The organism is Streptomyces sp. CA-111067 (assembly GCF_050956065.1).
GTDB lineage: Bacteria > Actinomycetota > Actinomycetes > Streptomycetales > Streptomycetaceae > Actinacidiphila.
The window spans coordinates 8,128,257-8,142,877 of the sequence record NZ_CP192103.1 but is presented as its reverse complement, the minus strand read 5'-3'; the positions used below and the strand labels follow the sequence as shown (position 1 = coordinate 8,142,877).

The 14,621-nt window shown below is 71.9% G+C and carries 14 protein-coding genes and 1 riboswitch; of the genes, 3 read left to right on the top strand and 11 right to left on the bottom strand.

What is annotated here, in order from left to right:
• Positions 1 to 199: 199 nt before the first annotated feature.
• The 4 genes from ACQPW6_RS35910 to ACQPW6_RS35895 all read right to left on the bottom strand — a co-directional run bounded on the left by ACQPW6_RS35910 (position 200) and on the right by ACQPW6_RS35895 (position 5,602).
• Entirely contained in the window at positions 200 to 1,180 is a 981-nt protein-coding gene (locus ACQPW6_RS35910) for a lysylphosphatidylglycerol synthase transmembrane domain-containing protein (RefSeq protein ID WP_433893909.1), read from the bottom strand.
• A 353-nt stretch (positions 1,181 to 1,533) separates the two neighbouring features.
• Positions 1,534 to 3,447 carry a ricin-type beta-trefoil lectin domain protein gene (locus ACQPW6_RS35905; RefSeq protein WP_433893908.1) on the bottom strand — a complete coding sequence of 638 codons (1,914 nt, stop codon included), beginning with the start codon at positions 3,445 to 3,447 and terminating at the stop codon, positions 1,534 to 1,536.
• Positions 3,448 to 3,744: 297 nt separating this feature from the next.
• Positions 3,745 to 4,482, bottom strand: coding sequence for a class I SAM-dependent methyltransferase (locus ACQPW6_RS35900; RefSeq protein WP_433893907.1), 738 nt, complete (start codon positions 4,480 to 4,482; stop codon positions 3,745 to 3,747).
• 112 nt (positions 4,483 to 4,594) lie between these two features.
• Positions 4,595 to 5,602, bottom strand: coding sequence for an enoyl-CoA hydratase/isomerase family protein (locus tag ACQPW6_RS35895; RefSeq protein ID WP_433893906.1), 1,008 nt, complete (start codon positions 5,600 to 5,602; stop codon positions 4,595 to 4,597).
• 258 nt (positions 5,603 to 5,860) lie between these two features.
• Positions 5,861 to 5,949: riboswitch (ZMP/ZTP riboswitch) on the top strand.
• 22 nt (positions 5,950 to 5,971) lie between these two features.
• Here ACQPW6_RS35895 and ACQPW6_RS35890 point away from each other — a divergent pair.
• On the top strand, positions 5,972 to 7,414 hold the full coding sequence (locus ACQPW6_RS35890) for a glycine hydroxymethyltransferase (RefSeq protein WP_433893905.1): 1,443 nt from the start codon (positions 5,972 to 5,974) through the stop codon (positions 7,412 to 7,414).
• Positions 7,415 to 7,500: 86 nt separating this feature from the next.
• Here ACQPW6_RS35890 and ACQPW6_RS35885 read toward each other — a convergent pair whose 3' ends face one another.
• A complete protein-coding gene (locus ACQPW6_RS35885) occupies positions 7,501 to 7,782 on the bottom strand; it encodes a DUF4190 domain-containing protein (RefSeq protein ID WP_433893904.1) in 282 nt (93 codons plus the stop codon).
• 44 nt (positions 7,783 to 7,826) lie between these two features.
• On the bottom strand, positions 7,827 to 7,979 hold the full coding sequence (locus ACQPW6_RS35880; protein WP_433893903.1) for a hypothetical protein: 153 nt from the start codon (positions 7,977 to 7,979) through the stop codon (positions 7,827 to 7,829).
• A gap of 109 nt (positions 7,980 to 8,088) precedes the next feature.
• On the opposite strand from ACQPW6_RS35880, the gene ACQPW6_RS35875 reads away from it, so the two are divergent.
• Both ACQPW6_RS35875 and ACQPW6_RS35870 read left to right on the top strand, forming a co-directional pair.
• Positions 8,089 to 8,727, top strand: coding sequence for a TetR family transcriptional regulator (locus ACQPW6_RS35875; RefSeq protein WP_433893902.1), 639 nt, complete (start codon positions 8,089 to 8,091; stop codon positions 8,725 to 8,727).
• A gap of 118 nt (positions 8,728 to 8,845) precedes the next feature.
• Positions 8,846 to 9,646, top strand: coding sequence for a DUF6227 family protein (locus ACQPW6_RS35870; RefSeq protein WP_433893901.1), 801 nt, complete (start codon positions 8,846 to 8,848; stop codon positions 9,644 to 9,646).
• A 12-nt stretch (positions 9,647 to 9,658) separates the two neighbouring features.
• Here ACQPW6_RS35870 and ACQPW6_RS35865 read toward each other — a convergent pair whose 3' ends face one another.
• The 5 genes from ACQPW6_RS35865 to ACQPW6_RS35845 form a co-directional block, all read right to left on the bottom strand.
• The gene (locus tag ACQPW6_RS35865; protein WP_433893900.1) at positions 9,659 to 10,669 is read right to left on the bottom strand and encodes a carbohydrate kinase family protein; all 1,011 of its coding nucleotides are present in this window, start codon (positions 10,667 to 10,669) and stop codon (positions 9,659 to 9,661) included.
• A gap of 134 nt (positions 10,670 to 10,803) precedes the next feature.
• The gene (locus tag ACQPW6_RS35860; protein WP_433893899.1) at positions 10,804 to 11,382 is read right to left on the bottom strand and encodes a hypothetical protein; all 579 of its coding nucleotides are present in this window, start codon (positions 11,380 to 11,382) and stop codon (positions 10,804 to 10,806) included.
• A 102-nt stretch (positions 11,383 to 11,484) separates the two neighbouring features.
• Positions 11,485 to 12,381: a carbohydrate ABC transporter permease gene (locus tag ACQPW6_RS35855; RefSeq protein ID WP_433893898.1), complete on the bottom strand. Its 897-nt coding sequence runs from the start codon at positions 12,379 to 12,381 to the stop codon at positions 11,485 to 11,487.
• Positions 12,378 to 13,274, bottom strand: a complete 897-nt coding sequence (locus tag ACQPW6_RS35850) for a carbohydrate ABC transporter permease (protein ID WP_433893897.1) — start codon at positions 13,272 to 13,274, stop codon at positions 12,378 to 12,380. The genes ACQPW6_RS35855 and ACQPW6_RS35850 overlap by 4 nt, the downstream gene beginning before the upstream one ends.
• Positions 13,274 to 14,614 carry an ABC transporter substrate-binding protein gene (locus tag ACQPW6_RS35845; protein WP_433893896.1) on the bottom strand — a complete coding sequence of 447 codons (1,341 nt, stop codon included), beginning with the start codon at positions 14,612 to 14,614 and terminating at the stop codon, positions 13,274 to 13,276. The genes ACQPW6_RS35850 and ACQPW6_RS35845 overlap by 1 nt, the downstream gene beginning before the upstream one ends.
• Positions 14,615 to 14,621 lie beyond the last annotated feature (7 nt).

The following is a 14,621-nucleotide window of genomic DNA, read 5'->3' as shown; positions in this document are numbered from 1 at the left end:
GTAGTCATGGAGTAGTCATGCTCCTGACAGGAGCGAAGGCACAGCGGAGCACCGGGAATCCGGTGGACGCGGGGAGGCGCACCGGATCCGGCGGACTTGGGCCGGGCCTTCGATCACGTCTTAGCTCATGTCTTAGTTCAGGACGTGATTTAAATGGCGGCGATGACGGCCGTCAAGAGTTCCGGCAAAGGTCTGTACCTTAAAGTTGGCGCCGCCTCACCAGCACCGCCAACACCATGACCCCGGGAACGAGCGGCAGCCAGACCGTGACCAGCCGGTAGCCGAGCACCGCGGAGGTGGCGGCGACCCCGGAGGCACCCGCGGTGACCAGGGTCAGCGCCAGCGCCGCGTCCAGCGAGCCGATCCCGGCCGGGGTCGGCAGCCAGCCGGCCGCGGTGCTCGCGAACAGGTACGCCACCAGCACCCCGCTGACCGGCACCGAGGCGTGCACCGCGCGGGCGACCGCGACCACCACCGCGGCGTGCGCGGCCGGGAACGCCAGCGAGCCGCCCCACAGCGCGGCGACCCGCGCCCGGTCGCGGTGCAGCGCCCGCACGTCGTGCGCCATCGAGGCCAGGAACGAGCGCGCCCGGTCCCGGGCCCGGCCCGCGTACTTGGACGACAGCAGCACCGCGCCGGCGAAGGCGGTGACCGCCAGGGCGGCCAGCAGCACCGGATGGGCCGGCAGCGCCAGCCGGTGCGGCATCAGCCGGCTCAGGTGCAGGGCGCCGGGGAAGAGCAGCAGCACGGCGGCCAGCAGCACCAGCCGGCCGATCACCGCGGCCGTGGCCCGTACCGCGAGGGCGGTCACCGCCCGGGCCGGCGGCAGGCCGCGGCGGATCAGGAAGCGCAGGTTGACCGCGTTGCCGCCGACTCCCGCGGGCAGCAGGTGGTTGGCCGCGGAGGCCGCGAACTGGGTCGCGAGCAGCCGGCACGGGGGCAGCGACTCGAGCACCGCGCCCTGCTGCGCGATGGAGGAGGACACCCAGGTCATGACCGCGGCGAAGCCGGCCACCGCCATCCACCGGCCGTCGGCCGAACCGAGCCGCCCGGCACTGGAGTCGATCATCGGCCACTTGCTCGCGGCCAGGGCGGCCAGCCCGAGCACGGGCAGCAGGACGGCCATCGAACGCACCGAATTGCGCTGCCAGCCGGCACCCTCGTTGCGGGCGATGGACACGGGGACTCCTCGTCACGTGCATACGGCGGGCGGGCCGCCGGAGGGGGACACCAGAGGGGGACTCAGCGTGGCGGAAACGACGGGCTCGGAACGGTTTGTCCAGCGTAGGCGGCGGCAGGCCCGGCGGACCACCGGGCGCAGGGCCGTCCGGGTCAACGCGCGCGGTAATCACCGTAGGACGGAGCGGCGGGCGGCGTAACAGGGCCGGGCCGTCGGCCTGCCGAACTCCGGGCGAACACATGGCGAGCCGCCGGCCCGCACACAGGGTGTGTGCGGGCCGGCGGCTCTCTTCCTTCAGCGTGACCGGGCGGCGGTGAGAGGTCCGGCGTCCGGTCGATCGGGGGGCCGGCGGGTCAGGCCGCCGGCGTGGTCCACTGCTGGTTGGGGCCGCCCGCGCAGGTCCAGATCTGCAATCGGGTGCCGTTGGCCGAGCTGTTGCCGGTCGCGTCGAGGCACTTGCCCGACTGCGGGTTGACCAGGGTGTTGTTGCTGCCGTGCGTCCACACCTGCGAGCCGGTGCCGTTGCAGTCGTACAGCTGCACCTGGCTGCCGTTGGCGGTGCCGGCCGCGGCCACGTCGAGGCACTTGCCCAGGGCCTGGAAGGTGCTGCCCGAGGCGGTCCACTGCTGGGCGCCGGTGCCGTTGCAGTCGTAGAGGTCGACCGCGGTGCCGTTGGCGCTGTTGGCGCCGGCCACGTCGGCGCACTTGCCGCCGAAGCCGGTGATCTGGCCGGTGTGGCCGCCGCCGCCGGGGTTGCTGCCGGTGCCCTGGGTGCCGGCCCAGGTGAAGGTGGCCGACGCGCCGCCGGGCAGGCTGTACGAGAAGTTCTCGTTGCCCCAGTTGACCCGCACGGTCTGCGCGGAGCCGGACTCGTTGTAGGCGATCAGCGCCTTGGAGCCGTCGGGGTTGCGCCAGGCGACGTTGCGCACCGTGGAGTTGTCGGTGGAGGCGATCCGGGTGGCGCCCGGCTTCACGAACTTCGTCAGGTGGCCCATCGTGTAGTACTCGATGGTGTAGTCGACCTGTCCGCTGCGGCCGTCACCGTTGTGCACGGTGACCAGTCCGGTGCAGGTGCCGCAACCGCCGTTGTGCGGGCCCATGTTCTGGTCGACGGCCAGGCTCCACTTGACCCAGCTCTGCCCGTAGTTGCGGGTGTAGTTGATCAGGTTCTCCATGTCCTCCTTCTGCTGGTTGCCGATCCAGGTGCCGCCGGAGTGCTCGGTGTCGAAGGCCGGCAGGCTCGGGTACTGGTTGTGGATCGTGGTCTGCTCGCCCACGTCGCCCTCGTAGCCGTGCCAGGCCACGCCGCCGAAGTTCGGGTCGTTGCGGATCGACGCGTCGTCCACCGTCGGGGCGGCGAAGCTGCCGTAGCTGTCCCAGTTCCAGTCCAGCGCGAGGACCTTGGTGGACAGGCCGGCCGCGTGCAGCGCGGGCAGCAGGTTGGTCTTGGTGAAGTACGCCAGACCGGAGCCGTTCCAGTTGGCGCCCGGGTAGTCGCCGCCGACGGTCGGCTCGTTCTGCACCGAGATGTAGTTGATCGGCACGCCGGCCGCCTGGTACGCCTGGATGTACTTCACGAAGTACTGGGCGTAGGCCGCGTAGTACTGCGACTGGAGCCAGCCCTGTACGTAGCTGCCGTTGTCCTTCATCCACGGCGGCGGCGTCCACGGGGTCGCCATCACCGTGACGTCGGGGTTGAGCTGCTTGGCCTGCTTGGTCAGCGGCAGCACGTCCGCCTGGTCGTGGGCGATGGAGAAGTGCGCGAGCGTCGGGTCGGTCTGGCCGGCCGGCATGTCGTCGTACGTGTAGTTGCCGCGGGCCAGGTCGGAGGCGCCCATCGGGTTGCGCAGGAAGTCGAGCCCGATGCCGTTGACCGGGTCGAACAGCTTCTGCATGACGGAGTTGCGGGTGGCCGCCGACAGCGCGCCGCTGGAGTTCAGCAGCCAGGCCGCGGTGTCGGTGAACGAGGCGCCGCCGCCGGTGAACTGCTGGTACTTGGTGTTCTCGTCCACGGTGATCTGCTGGCCGGAACCGCCGGTTCCGGAACCGAAGGTGACCGGGGTCTGCGCCTGGAGGCCCTGCGTGACGTTGCGTCCGCCGGAGTCGTTGGTGGTGGTCAGGTAGACCTGCACGCTCTCGCCTGCGGCGTGCGCGGTGGTGGGAAGGGCCAGCACGGGGGTGAGGGCCGCGGCTGCGGCGGCGAGCACCCCGATGGCGGCGCGTCTCACGCTGAGTCTGCCCGCGTGGGGACGGGTTGTAGTGCTCATGGGTCCGGTTGCCTTTCTACGATGGCATGGCCCTGACACGGTCGATGTGCGGCGAGGGGTCCGCACGGTTGTTTCACACCTTGTTTCACGACTTAGTTCGCGTCGTGATTTAACTAGCGGGTACGAGGGGCGTCAAGGCATCCGACAGGGACCGTGGAGCTGAAACACCGTGAAACACGGTTGCGGTGGCGGCCGTTGGGCCGATGACCTGCGGCGTATTGGTCCAGACCGATGACGGGGCCGGCGGCCGGCGGGAAGGGCTCCCGCCGGCCGCCGGCCACCTGCCACCGCCGTGGATCAGCGGGTCGCCGAGATCTCCAGGCGCACGTAGTCCACCACCGGCTCGGCCAGCCGCCCGGCCACCGCCCGGACGAACGGCTCGCGGTCCTGGTCCGCCATCTCGTCCAGGTACGCGCCGAGTACGACGGTGGCGAGGAACGCCTCGATCTGCTCGCCGGGCTCGAAGCGGGCCGGGTCGGGGCGCAGCCGCACCTCGATGCCGGTGAACCCGGCCCCGGCCAGCCGGCTCCTGGTGTCCTCGACGCCGGCGAACTCCCAGGCATCGTCGGTGCGGCCGAGCACCTCGGCCACCGCCGTGTTGACGGCCGCGATGTTGCCGGCGCCGCCGCACTCGGTGACCAGCCGGGCGCCGGGCCGCATCCGGCCGGCCAGCGAGCCGAACAGCGCGGTGTGGTCCTCGATCCAGTGGAAGGCGGCCACGCTGAAGACGGCGTCCACCTCGCCGTCGAACGGCAGCGGCTCGGTCAGGTCGGCGTGCACGACCTCGACCCGGTCCAGCCGGCCGGCCAGCCGTTCGCGCAGCTGGTCCAGCATGCGGACGGAGCCGTCCAGGGCCACCACCTGCCCGGCGGGCAGCAGCGCGAGCAGGCCCTCGGTGTCCCGGCCGGTGCCGCAGCCCGCGTCGAGCACCCGCTCGTCGCCGCGCAGCGGCAGCCGCTCCAGCGTGCGCCGGCCCCAGCCGAGGTGCGGCAGTGGCAGCGAGTCGTACGTCCTGGCGTCCCATTCCCGAGGCATGGCCGCGCTCCGTTCCGTCGTCGGCGCCCGCCGCCACCGGGCGGGTCGGGTGATCACGTTACGGCGGCCGTCCATATCGTGACACCCGCGTCTCACATAGTGATGAGACGATCTAGCCGACCGGCGCCCAGACCGGCCGGCGGTCCTTGTCCACCAGAGCGGCGCGGACGCCCTCGGCGAAGTCGGGGGTGCGGGCGGTACGGCGGGCGAGGCTGAGTTCGGCGGCCAGGCACTCCTCAAGCCCCTTGGTCGCGCCGGACGCGAGCAGGTCGAAGGTGATCGCCAGGCTGTGCGGGGAGGCGCGGTCGATGACAGCGAGGGTCTCGGCCGCCCAGTCGCGGGCGCCGTCGGTGGCCGCGTCACGGATCTCCGCGGCCAGCCGGTCCCGTACGGCGGCCAGGTCGGGGGCCGAGAAGCAGCGCGCGATGGCGGCGCGGTGGGCCGCCAGCTCGGACACCGGGGCGTCGGCGGCGAACTCCGCCAGGACGGCGGCCGGTTCGGTGCCGGCGGCCGGGTCGAGCAGGGCCGCCTCCAGCGCGGGCAGGTCGGCGGCCGGCACGTAGTGGGTGGCGAGCCCGCACTCGACGGCCGCGGCGCCCGAGATCCGCGCGCCGGTCAGCCCCAGGTACCAGCCGACCGCGCCCGGCAGCCGGGGCAGGAACCAGCTCGCGCCGATGTCGGGGAAGAAGCCGATGGCCGTCTCCGGCATGGCGAGCGAGGCGCGCTCGGTGACCACCCGGGCCGAGCCGTGCACCGAGATGCCGAGGCCGCCGCCCATCGCGTAGCCGTCGATGAGGGCGGTGTAGGGCTTGGGGTAGCGGGCGATCAGCGCGTTGAGGGCGTACTCGGAGGAGAAGTAGGTGTGGACGGCGGTGTCGTCGCCGTCGAGGCCGGCGGAGCGCATGGCGAGGATGTCGCCGCCCGAGCAGAACGCTTTCGGGGAGGTGCTGCGGATGATCACGGAGCGGACGGCGGGGTCGGCTCGCCAGGCGGCGAGGGCCTTGGTGATCAGCTGGACCATGGGGAGGTCCAGGGCGTTGAGGGCGGCCGGGCGGTCCAGCTCGATCACGCCGGTCCCGTCGGCGACGTGGGTTCTTACGGGTGGCGTGCCGTCACGCATGAGGCTCCTCTCGCCGGCGGGGGTCCGTCCGGGCCCCGGCCCCCCATCCAAACACCCGGCGCACCGGGCGCGGCCCCCGGCCAGGATGCGCCCCGCAGGGGCGCGGGGAACTGCGCGAGCAACCACTCACCGGCCGGTGGCCGGGAAACAACAGGACCAGCCCCTTCGAGCCGGTGGTAAGGCGCGCCACCGGTGGTGGCTGGTCGCGCAGTTCCCCGCGCCCCTAAAAACCTGGTGATGCCGGGGGTTGATAGGGTCGCCGGGAGTCGTGACTGGCGCGCTGGGATGGGGTTCACCATCGGGGAGCGGCTCGTGTCGAGTGAGAGCCGTGCGCCTGGGCCGTCCCCTTCTTCCGACCGGAGGACCGCCATGGGCGAGCCGTACAGCACTGAATCCGTCGCATTCCGCAGCGCCCTCGATGTGATCAGGGCCGTCGAACCGCAGGTCGCCGACGCCATCGCGGGCGAGCTGGCCGATCAGCGCGAGATGCTGAAACTGATCGCCAGCGAGAACTACGCCTCCCCCGCCGTACTGCTGGCCATGGGCAACTGGTTCAGCGACAAGTACGCCGAGGGGACCATCGGCCGCCGCTTCTACGCCGGCTGCCGCAACGTGGACACCGTCGAGTCGCTGGCCGCCAAGCACGCCCGCAACGTCTTCGGCGCCGCCCACGCCTACGTACAGCCGCACTCCGGCATCGACGCGAACCTGGTCGCCTTCTGGGCGGTGCTCTCGCAGCGGGTGGAGAGCCCGGCGCTGGCCGAGGCGGGCGTGCGGCAGGTCAACGACCTGTCGGAGCAGGACTGGGCGCGGCTGCGGCAGGCGTTCGGCAACCAGCGGATGCTGGGCATGTCGCTGGACGCGGGCGGCCACCTCACGCACGGCTTCCGTCCGAACATCTCCGGCAAGATGTTCGAGCAGCGCAGCTACGGCACCGACCCGGCCACCGGGCTGCTCGACTACGACGCGCTGCGCGCCACCGCCCGCGAGTTCCGGCCGCTGATCATCGTGGCCGGCTACTCGGCCTACCCGCGGCTGGTGAACTTCCGGCTGATGCGCGAGATCGCCGACGAGGTGGGCGCCACCTTGATGGTGGACATGGCGCATTTCGCCGGCCTCGTCGCGGGCAAGGTACTGACCGGCGACTTCGACCCGGTGCCGCACGCGAACATCGTCACCACCACCACGCACAAGTCGCTGCGCGGGCCGCGCGGCGGCATGGTGCTGTGCGACGACTCGCTGGCCGAGCACGTCGACCGCGGCTGCCCGATGGTGCTCGGCGGCCCGCTGCCGCACGTGATGGCGGCGAAGGCGGTGGCGCTGGCCGAGGCGTCGCAGCCGGGGTTCGCCACGTACGCGCAGGCCATCGTGGACAACTCCCGCTCGCTGGCCGAGGGGTTGCTGCGCCGGGGCGCGAAGCTGGTGACCGGCGGCACCGACAACCACCTGGTGCTGATCGACGTCTCCGGTTACGGGCTGACCGGCCGGCAGGCGGAGTCGGCGCTGCTGGACGCGGGCATCGTCACCAACCGCAACTCCGTCCCGCAGGACCCGAACGGCGCCTGGTACACCTCGGGGATCAGGATCGGCACCCCCGCGCTGACCACCCGCGGCCTCGGCGCCGCCGAGATGGACGAGATCGCCGGGCTGATCGACACGGTGCTCGGCGCCACCACCGCGGCGACCGCGCCCAGCGGCGGCCTGTCCAAGGCGCACCACCTGCTGGACGCGGCGGTGGCCGAGCAGGTCGCCAAGCGCTCGGCCGATCTGCTGGCGGGCTTCCCGCTCTACCCGGCGATCGACCTGAGCTGAGCGGCGGTTGCCAAGCGCGGCGGCGGCCCGGCCGGTAGGTCACGGCCGGGCCGCCGCCGCTTGCACGGCCGCCGGGGGCAAGGCGGTCAGGAGAAGGACCAGATCACTCCGTGGTCGGCCACGGTCAGCGCCACCAGGACCACCAGGTCGGCGATCCCCAGGGCGAGTCCGATCAGCGCGCGGGTCCTGCGGCGGGTGCCGCGGGACAGCGCCACCAGCGCGAGCACGATGGCGGCCGGGCCGAGCACCAGGTTGAGCACGAGCAGGCCGGGCAGCCCGAGCAGGAAGGACGCGACGGCCATACCGTCGGCGTCCCGGGTCCCCGCAGGGGTACGGCTGCGCACGACCGGGTGGGTTGCGGTGTTCACGGGATTCCCTCCGTGGGCTGTGGTGGTGACCGGGCGCCGGCGGGTCAGCCGCGGTGCCGGGCGACGCGCTCGCGGACCGCGAATCCGGCCAGCCAGAGCACGATGGCGACGGCGGCCGCGGTGAACACGGCGAGCGAGGTGTGGGCGGCGGCGCCCATCAGCACGCCCATGCCCAGCAGGAGTACGACGAGGCTCATGTCCGATGCACCTCCGGATCGAATTTCGGATAACACTTGTTCACTGACTGACGAGTCTACAACGCGGCAGCGATGGCCAAGTCCGGAGAACGGTTGTTTACTGAATGACATGAGTCACACCCCCGGGATCCGCCAGGCGCAGAAGCAGCAGACCCGCCAGGCGCTGCTGGACGCGGGCCTGCGGCTGCTCGAACAGCAGAACCTCAGCAGCCTGGGGCTGCGGGAACTGACCCGCGAGGTGGGGGTGTCGCCGGCCGCCTTCTACCGGCACTTCCCCGACATGGCCGGCCTCGGCGTCGCCCTGGTCGGCGAGGCGCTGGGCAGCCTGCACGCCGTCGTCACCGCCGTACTCGCCGACGGCTCGGACTCCGACGAGCTCATCGACCGCACGGTGGCGATCATCGCGCGGTACGTCGACGAGCACCGTCCCGACGTGCGCTTCATCGCCCGCGAGCGGCACGGCGGGGTGCGCGCGGTCCGCGAGGCCATCGCGGCCGAACTGCGGCGCTTCGCCGACGAGGTGGCGGCCGGGCTGGCGGCCCAGCCGGCCTCGGCCGGCTGGAGCCGCGAGGACCTGCGGGTACTCGCCGAGCTGTACGTCGACCACATGGTGATGACCGCGGCGGCGTTCCTCGAAGCGCCGGCCGGCGATCCGGCCGCGCACCGGCGGATCGTGTACGCGGCCACGTTGCGGATGCGGGTGATCAGCCTCGGCCGGGCGCACTGGCCGGCCGCCGGTCCGTCCTGAGCGGGGGCGCGCGGAAAAGTCGTACGCCGGCAATTCTCGTCGTTCATGGGCGCGAACGGCTACCGCGCTACTACCCTGAGTCGCCGCGGGGTAGGTCAGGCGGAGCCGGGAGGTCCGGATGGACGTGGAACCCGTGGGCACTGCGGAACCGGGGCGGTCGGGAGGCCGGCCGGCGGAACAGCTGAGCAGACTGCTCGACCGGGTCGGCAACGGCGACCTGGCGGCGGCCGAACTCGCCGAGCTGCGCTCGGCGTTGATGCACTACTGCGGCCTGCAGTCGTGCCGGCACACCAAGGGGCCGCCGCGGCCGATGAACCGGCGGACGTTCCGGCACAGCTTCCTGCTGCCGGACGGCAGCGTGCGGATGCTGTGGGAGCTGGAGCACGACACCGAACCCGGCGGGGCGACCCGCCGCTCGGTGTTCAGCAGCCGGGAGGACCTGGCGGCGGCCGAGTGGGCGGTGGACACGGCGTTCGGCGGCCCGGTCGGCGCCGAGCTGCCGGCCGCGGACTTCCTGCCGCCGTTCGGCCAGGGCGGCCCGCGGGGCGAGGACGCGCCGCTTGTCCCGGCCCCCGCCGCCTTCCGCCGCGCGTACACCGAGGGCGACTCCGCCGAGCACGCCAGACGGCTGCTGCGCCGGGCCGCGAACGCCGGGGCGCCCGGCTGGCCGGTGCGGATCAGGCTGCGCGCGGCGATAGCCCACGACATCACCATCATCACCCGGCGCAGCGCGGTCGTGGCCGGCCGGCAGGTCTCCTGGTCGCTGTACGAGCACGCGTTCCTGCTGCTCGACGGCACCGAGCTGAGCCTGTGGGAGATCGACCACACCCGCACCCCGACCGGCGACCCGGTCTGCGAGGTCTACACCTCGCAGGACGCCGCCCTGGACACCGCGGTCCGCCGGATCGAGGCGTCGTAGCGACAGCGTTCGCTACGCCATGGTGGCGACGGCGGGGGCGCCGTCGCCGTCCTGGTCCGCGCCCGCGTGACGGGCGCGGGCCACGGCCGCGGCCAGCTCGGGCGCGCTGATCAGCTCCTCGTGCGTACCCGGGCTGCCGCAGGCGAAGGCGCCGGAGACCGAGCCGGCCAGGACACACGCCTCCAGGTCACGGCCGGCGAACCGGGCGTGCAGGAAGGCGGTCAGGAAGGCGTCGCCCGCGCCGTTGCTGTCCACCACCGGCCGTTCGGGGACGACCGCGGGGAAGTGCCGTACCCGGTCCTCGCCTCGCTCCAGGACGTGGCAGCCGGCGGCGCCGTCGGTGGCCACCACCAGCGAAGCCCGGCCGTTCGCGATGATGTCCCGCATCACCTCGGCGATCCGCTCCCCCGTGTCGGCGGCGCTGAGGAAGACCAGGTCGGCGCCGTAGGCCCACGGGTGCGCCGACGGGTCGGCGCCGTCCCAGTTGTGCAGGTCGGTGGAGACGCTGCGGCCGGCCCGTACGGCGTCCTCGAACACCCCCTGTGCGTGCCCCGACCTGGAGATGTGCACATGCCGGGCGCGGTCGACGAAGGGCAGGTAGAAGTCCCGGGGCAGCCGGAGGTCCAGCGGGTGCCGGCCGTCGTAGAAGGAGAAGCGGCGGCCGTGCCGGTCCACCAGGTTGACGCTGCGCGGGGTGCCGGCCGGCGCCGGCAGGTGGCTGAAGTCGAGCCCGGTGGCGGCGTAGCGGTCCAGGATGAGCCGGCCCTGCTGGTCGTCGCCGAGGAAGTCGATGAACTTGGTGGCCAGGCCCAGCGCGTGGAAGCCGAGCGCGACCCCGTTCCCGGTGTGGGCCACGTAGTCGCGGATCGGCGGGACCAGGACGGCGTCGCCCTCCGGCACCTGGAGCTCGTCCACCAGCACGATGGTGTCGATGCCGGTGCCGCCGACCACCAGGACGTCGTACGGCGCTGCTCCCGCCGCCACGGACCGGTCGTCGTCGGGGGCGGTTCGGGCGAGGGTCATCGGTGCTCTCCGTCACGATCCGGGCACGGCAACGCGCGCTGCAACTTGCGGCAAGATCTTACGGAGTTCGGCGGCCCGGCACCAGCCTCTTACGGCCGCATGACGCCGTGTCGGCCGCGGGCCGCCCGCCGGGCCTACGGGCGCCGGCCGTCCCGCTGGTGCTGCTGCCGCTCCTCGTCCCGCTCGCGGTCCCGCTCGCGGTCCTGCTCGCGCGCCTCGTCCGCGGTCAGGGTGATCAGCGACATCCGGGAGAGGGAGGGCACCGGCCCCTCCCGGCCGGAGCGGCGCCAGGAGACGATCACCGTCAGCCGGATCATCTTCCTGGCCACGTACAGCAGCAGCGCGGCCAGCGGCAGTTCGGCCAGCGCGGCGGTCAGCACCGCTCCGGTCAGCTCGTCGCTGTTCCAGTCCAGGACGATGTCGAACCAGGCGTCGCAGCACAGCAGGGTGGCCGCCACGATCGCCCACGGGATGAACAGCTGGAGCCGCCGCCAGGCGCAGAGCGCGGTGATGCCGATGACGGCGATCAGCGCTCCGTCGAAGCCGACCCAGGCGTAGCGCCACATGTCGACCTCCCGGTGGGTCGGCAGACTCACCGAGAGGTAGCCGATCCACGGGATCAGGAACACGAAGCTCCCGGTGACGACGGCGAGAAACATCCGGCGCATGTGGCGCACATGGGGGTCGTCCGGAGACGGGACCTCGGTCAGCATGGCGTCCACTGTGCCGGATCACTCCGGCGGGCAGCGCGCCCACCCGCCCGTTTCACCGCCGTTTCGCGGCCGGGGCCCCGTCCGTGTCCCGCGTCCGCCGGGCTACTTGAGCGCTCCCGTCACCAGGTCGATCCGCCAGAACCGCTGCAACGACAGGAACAGCGCGATCACCGGCAGCACCGAGAGCAGCGTGCCGGTGATCACCAGCGAGTACAGCGACGCCTCGGCGGCGCCGTGCCGCAGCAGGCTGTACAGGCCCACGGTGAGCGGGAACTTGTCGTCGCTGGTGAGCATCACGTACGGCAGCAGGAAGTTGTTCCAGATGGCGATGAACTGCAGCAGGAAGACCGTCACCAGGCCGGGCCCCATCAGCCGCAGGCCCACCGAGAAGAACAGCCGGCCCTCCCCCGCGCCGTCGATCCTGCCTGCCTCCAGCAGCGAGTCGGGCACCGCGGACTCGGCGTAGATCTTGCACAGGTAGATGCCGTACGGGTTGAACAGCTGCGGCAGCAGCACGCCGACCAGGCTGTCGGTCATGCCGACCTTGGACAGCAGCAGGTACTGCGGCACCGCCAGCACGATCTGCGGCAGCAGCACCCCGGCCAGGATGGTGTTGAACAGCGCGGCGCGGCCCCGGAAGGCGTATTTGGCCAGCGCGTAGCCGGTGGCGGCGGAGACGAACGAGGCGAGCACGCCGCCGACGGCCGCGTAGAAGAAGCTGTTGAGCATCCACCTCCAGAAGATGCCGCCCTGGTAGTCCGACAGGTCCCTGATGTTGTGCGCGATGCCCAGGTCGAGCGAGGGCACGTAGGTGTCGGTGGAGAAGAGCTTGGTACGGGACTTGGTGGCCGCGATCAGGATCCACAGCGCCGGCACCACGCAGTAGACCGCGCCCAGCACGAGTGCGGCGGTGGGCAGCAGCGCGATCCGCCGGCGGCGGCCCGGTGCCGGGACCGCCCGGCCGCGCGGCGGCGCCGGGGTGTCGGTCAGGGTGGTCACTTGGCCTCCTGCTTGACCCGGGACTGGATGAGCCGCGCCGTCAGGAACGACACGGTGAGCGCCGCGACGGCCAGCACCACGGAGGTGGCGGCGGCGGAGTAGATGTCGGAGTTGCCGAACGCGTCGTCGTAGATCTTCATCAGCGGGACCCAGGTCGAGGACACCGCGTTGGACAGCGGTTTGAGGGTGTTGGGCTCGTTGAACACCTGGAGGGCGGCGAGCACCGTGAACAGCGCGCACATGACCACCGCGGGCAGCACCAGCGGCACCTTGATCCGCAGCACGATCTGCCACTCGCTCGCGCCGTCCAGCCGGGCGGACTCCTGGAGTTCGGCGGGCAGCGCGCGCAGCGCGGTGTAGATGACGATCATGTTGAAGCCGACCGCTCCCCACACGGCGACGTTGGCGACCGAGAAGAAGACGGCGGCCTGGCCGAAGAAGTCCACCCGGTCGCCGCCGATCGGGCTGGTGGCCGGCAGGTAGAGGAAGCCCCACATCAGCGAGGCGATCACGCCGGGCACCGCGTACGGCAGGAAGATCGTCAGCCGGGTGACCCGCTTGAGCCGGGTGCGCTCCAGGTCGAGCAGGACGGCGAAGAGCAGGGCGAGCAGGACGGTGGCGGGCACGGTGATCGCGCCGAGCGCGAGCATCCGCAGCACGCCCGACCACAGCTCCGAGTCGCCGAGCACATCACGGTAGTTGGCCAGGCCGGCCCACACGGTGTGGGTTCCGCCGCCCAGCAGGCCGCCGTTGACCTTGCGGCGCTGGAGGCTGAGCACCCCGGCGTAGACGCCCGGGGCGGCCACGAAGGCGGCGAAGAGCAGGACGGCGGGCAGGACCAGCAGGTACGGGAACCGGCTGGTCCGGCGCGCGTTGGTCGAGGAGCGTGTCATCAGCCGACCGTGAATCCGAGCTTCTTCATGTCCGCGACGCTGTCGTTCTGCATCGTCGTCAGCGCGCCGGTGAAGGAGCCGCCGGACTGGAGCGCCTTGCTGAAGCCGTCGGTGTAGCCGGTGAAGGTGACGGTGACGTTCGGCCCCCACATCGGGAAGCTGCGCGCGGCCGGGGCGACCTTCTTGACCTGGTCGTAGAAGTCCGGCTGGTTGGGGAAGAAGGCCGGCGGCGCCTTGAGAATTGGCAGCGAACGGCCGGGCAGCGCGGCCGGATAGACGTTGATCTGCTTGACCTGCTCGGTGACCGCCGCGTCGTCGGTGTTCAGCCAGGACGCGAACTCAGCCGCCTCGGCCGGGTGCTTGGAGTCGCTGGTGACGGTGGTGGCGGAGCCGCCCCAGATGCCGGTCGCCGGGTCGCCTTGTGTCCAGGCGGGCAGCGGCGCCACGGCCCACTTGCCCTTGGTGCCGGGCGCGATCCCGCCGAGCTGGGCCGGCGCCCAGGCACCGGAGATCCAGGTGAGCAGGGTGCCGTCGTTCATCTGCTTGTTCCACTCCGGCGAGAACGAGGGGTTCTTGGCGATCACACCCTCGTCCACCAGCTTCTGCCAGTAGCCGGCCACCTTGCGGGTCGCGTCGCCGGCGATGTCCACCTTCCAGCTGTCGCCGCTGGTGGACCACCAGGCGGCGCCCGCCTGCTGGGCGAGGCCGGTGAACCAGCCGGGGTCGGCGGCGTCGAAGTTGGTCAGATACGCCTTGGGCGCCTTGGGCGCCTTGGCCCGCAGCGTCTTGGCGTCGGCCTCGTAGGCGTCCCAGGTGGTGGGCACCGACAGGCCGTACTTCTTGAACAGGTCGGCCCGGTAGAACAGCATCAGCGGCGCGGTGTCCTGCGGGACGCCGTAGACCTTGTCCTGGAAGACGGTGTTCTTCAAGGTGGTGGCGTCGTACTTCTTGACGGTGTCCTTGGTGTAGTCGGTGATGTCCCGGACGACGCCCTTGGAGACCAGGGCCGGCAGCGACTGGTACTCGACCTTGGCGATGTCCGGGCCGTTCTTCGCCTCGTGGGCGGTGATCATCTTGGCGACCAGCTGGTCACCGCCGGCCGGGTTGGACAGCTTGACGTGGATGTCGGGATGGGCGGTGTTCCACTTGGCGACGACCTTGTCCATGTTGGGATCCCAGTCCCAGAAGGTCAGTTGGACCTTGCCCTTGCTCCCCGGGGTGCCGGACGCGCCGTCCGCCTTCTTGTGCGAGCCGCCGCCGCAGGCGGCCGTCGCGGTGAGCAGGCCGGCCGCCAGGACTGCGACGGCGGCGGTCCGCCGTCTGCTCGTGGTCACGGTCATGGGGTGT

Bases quoted from the DNA above. Each gene is read 5' to 3' on its own strand.
- ACQPW6_RS35905 (WP_433893908.1), bottom strand. From the start codon at position 3,447: ATGAGCACTACAACCCGTCCCCACGCGGGCAGACTCAGCGTGAGACGC.
- ACQPW6_RS35900 (WP_433893907.1), bottom strand. From the start codon at position 4,482: ATGCCTCGGGAATGGGACGCCAGGACGTACGACTCGCTGCCACTGCCG.
- ACQPW6_RS35895 (WP_433893906.1), bottom strand. From the start codon at position 5,602: ATGCGTGACGGCACGCCACCCGTAAGAACCCACGTCGCCGACGGGACC.
- ACQPW6_RS35890 (WP_433893905.1), top strand. From the start codon at position 5,972: ATGGGCGAGCCGTACAGCACTGAATCCGTCGCATTCCGCAGCGCCCTC.
- ACQPW6_RS35880 (WP_433893903.1), bottom strand. From the start codon at position 7,979: ATGAGCCTCGTCGTACTCCTGCTGGGCATGGGCGTGCTGATGGGCGCC.
- ACQPW6_RS35875 (WP_433893902.1), top strand. From the start codon at position 8,089: ATGAGTCACACCCCCGGGATCCGCCAGGCGCAGAAGCAGCAGACCCGC.
- ACQPW6_RS35870 (WP_433893901.1), top strand. From the start codon at position 8,846: ATGGACGTGGAACCCGTGGGCACTGCGGAACCGGGGCGGTCGGGAGGC.
- ACQPW6_RS35865 (WP_433893900.1), bottom strand. From the start codon at position 10,669: ATGACCCTCGCCCGAACCGCCCCCGACGACGACCGGTCCGTGGCGGCG.
- ACQPW6_RS35860 (WP_433893899.1), bottom strand. From the start codon at position 11,382: ATGCTGACCGAGGTCCCGTCTCCGGACGACCCCCATGTGCGCCACATG.
- ACQPW6_RS35850 (WP_433893897.1), bottom strand. From the start codon at position 13,274: ATGACACGCTCCTCGACCAACGCGCGCCGGACCAGCCGGTTCCCGTAC.
- ACQPW6_RS35845 (WP_433893896.1), bottom strand. From the start codon at position 14,614: ATGACCGTGACCACGAGCAGACGGCGGACCGCCGCCGTCGCAGTCCTG.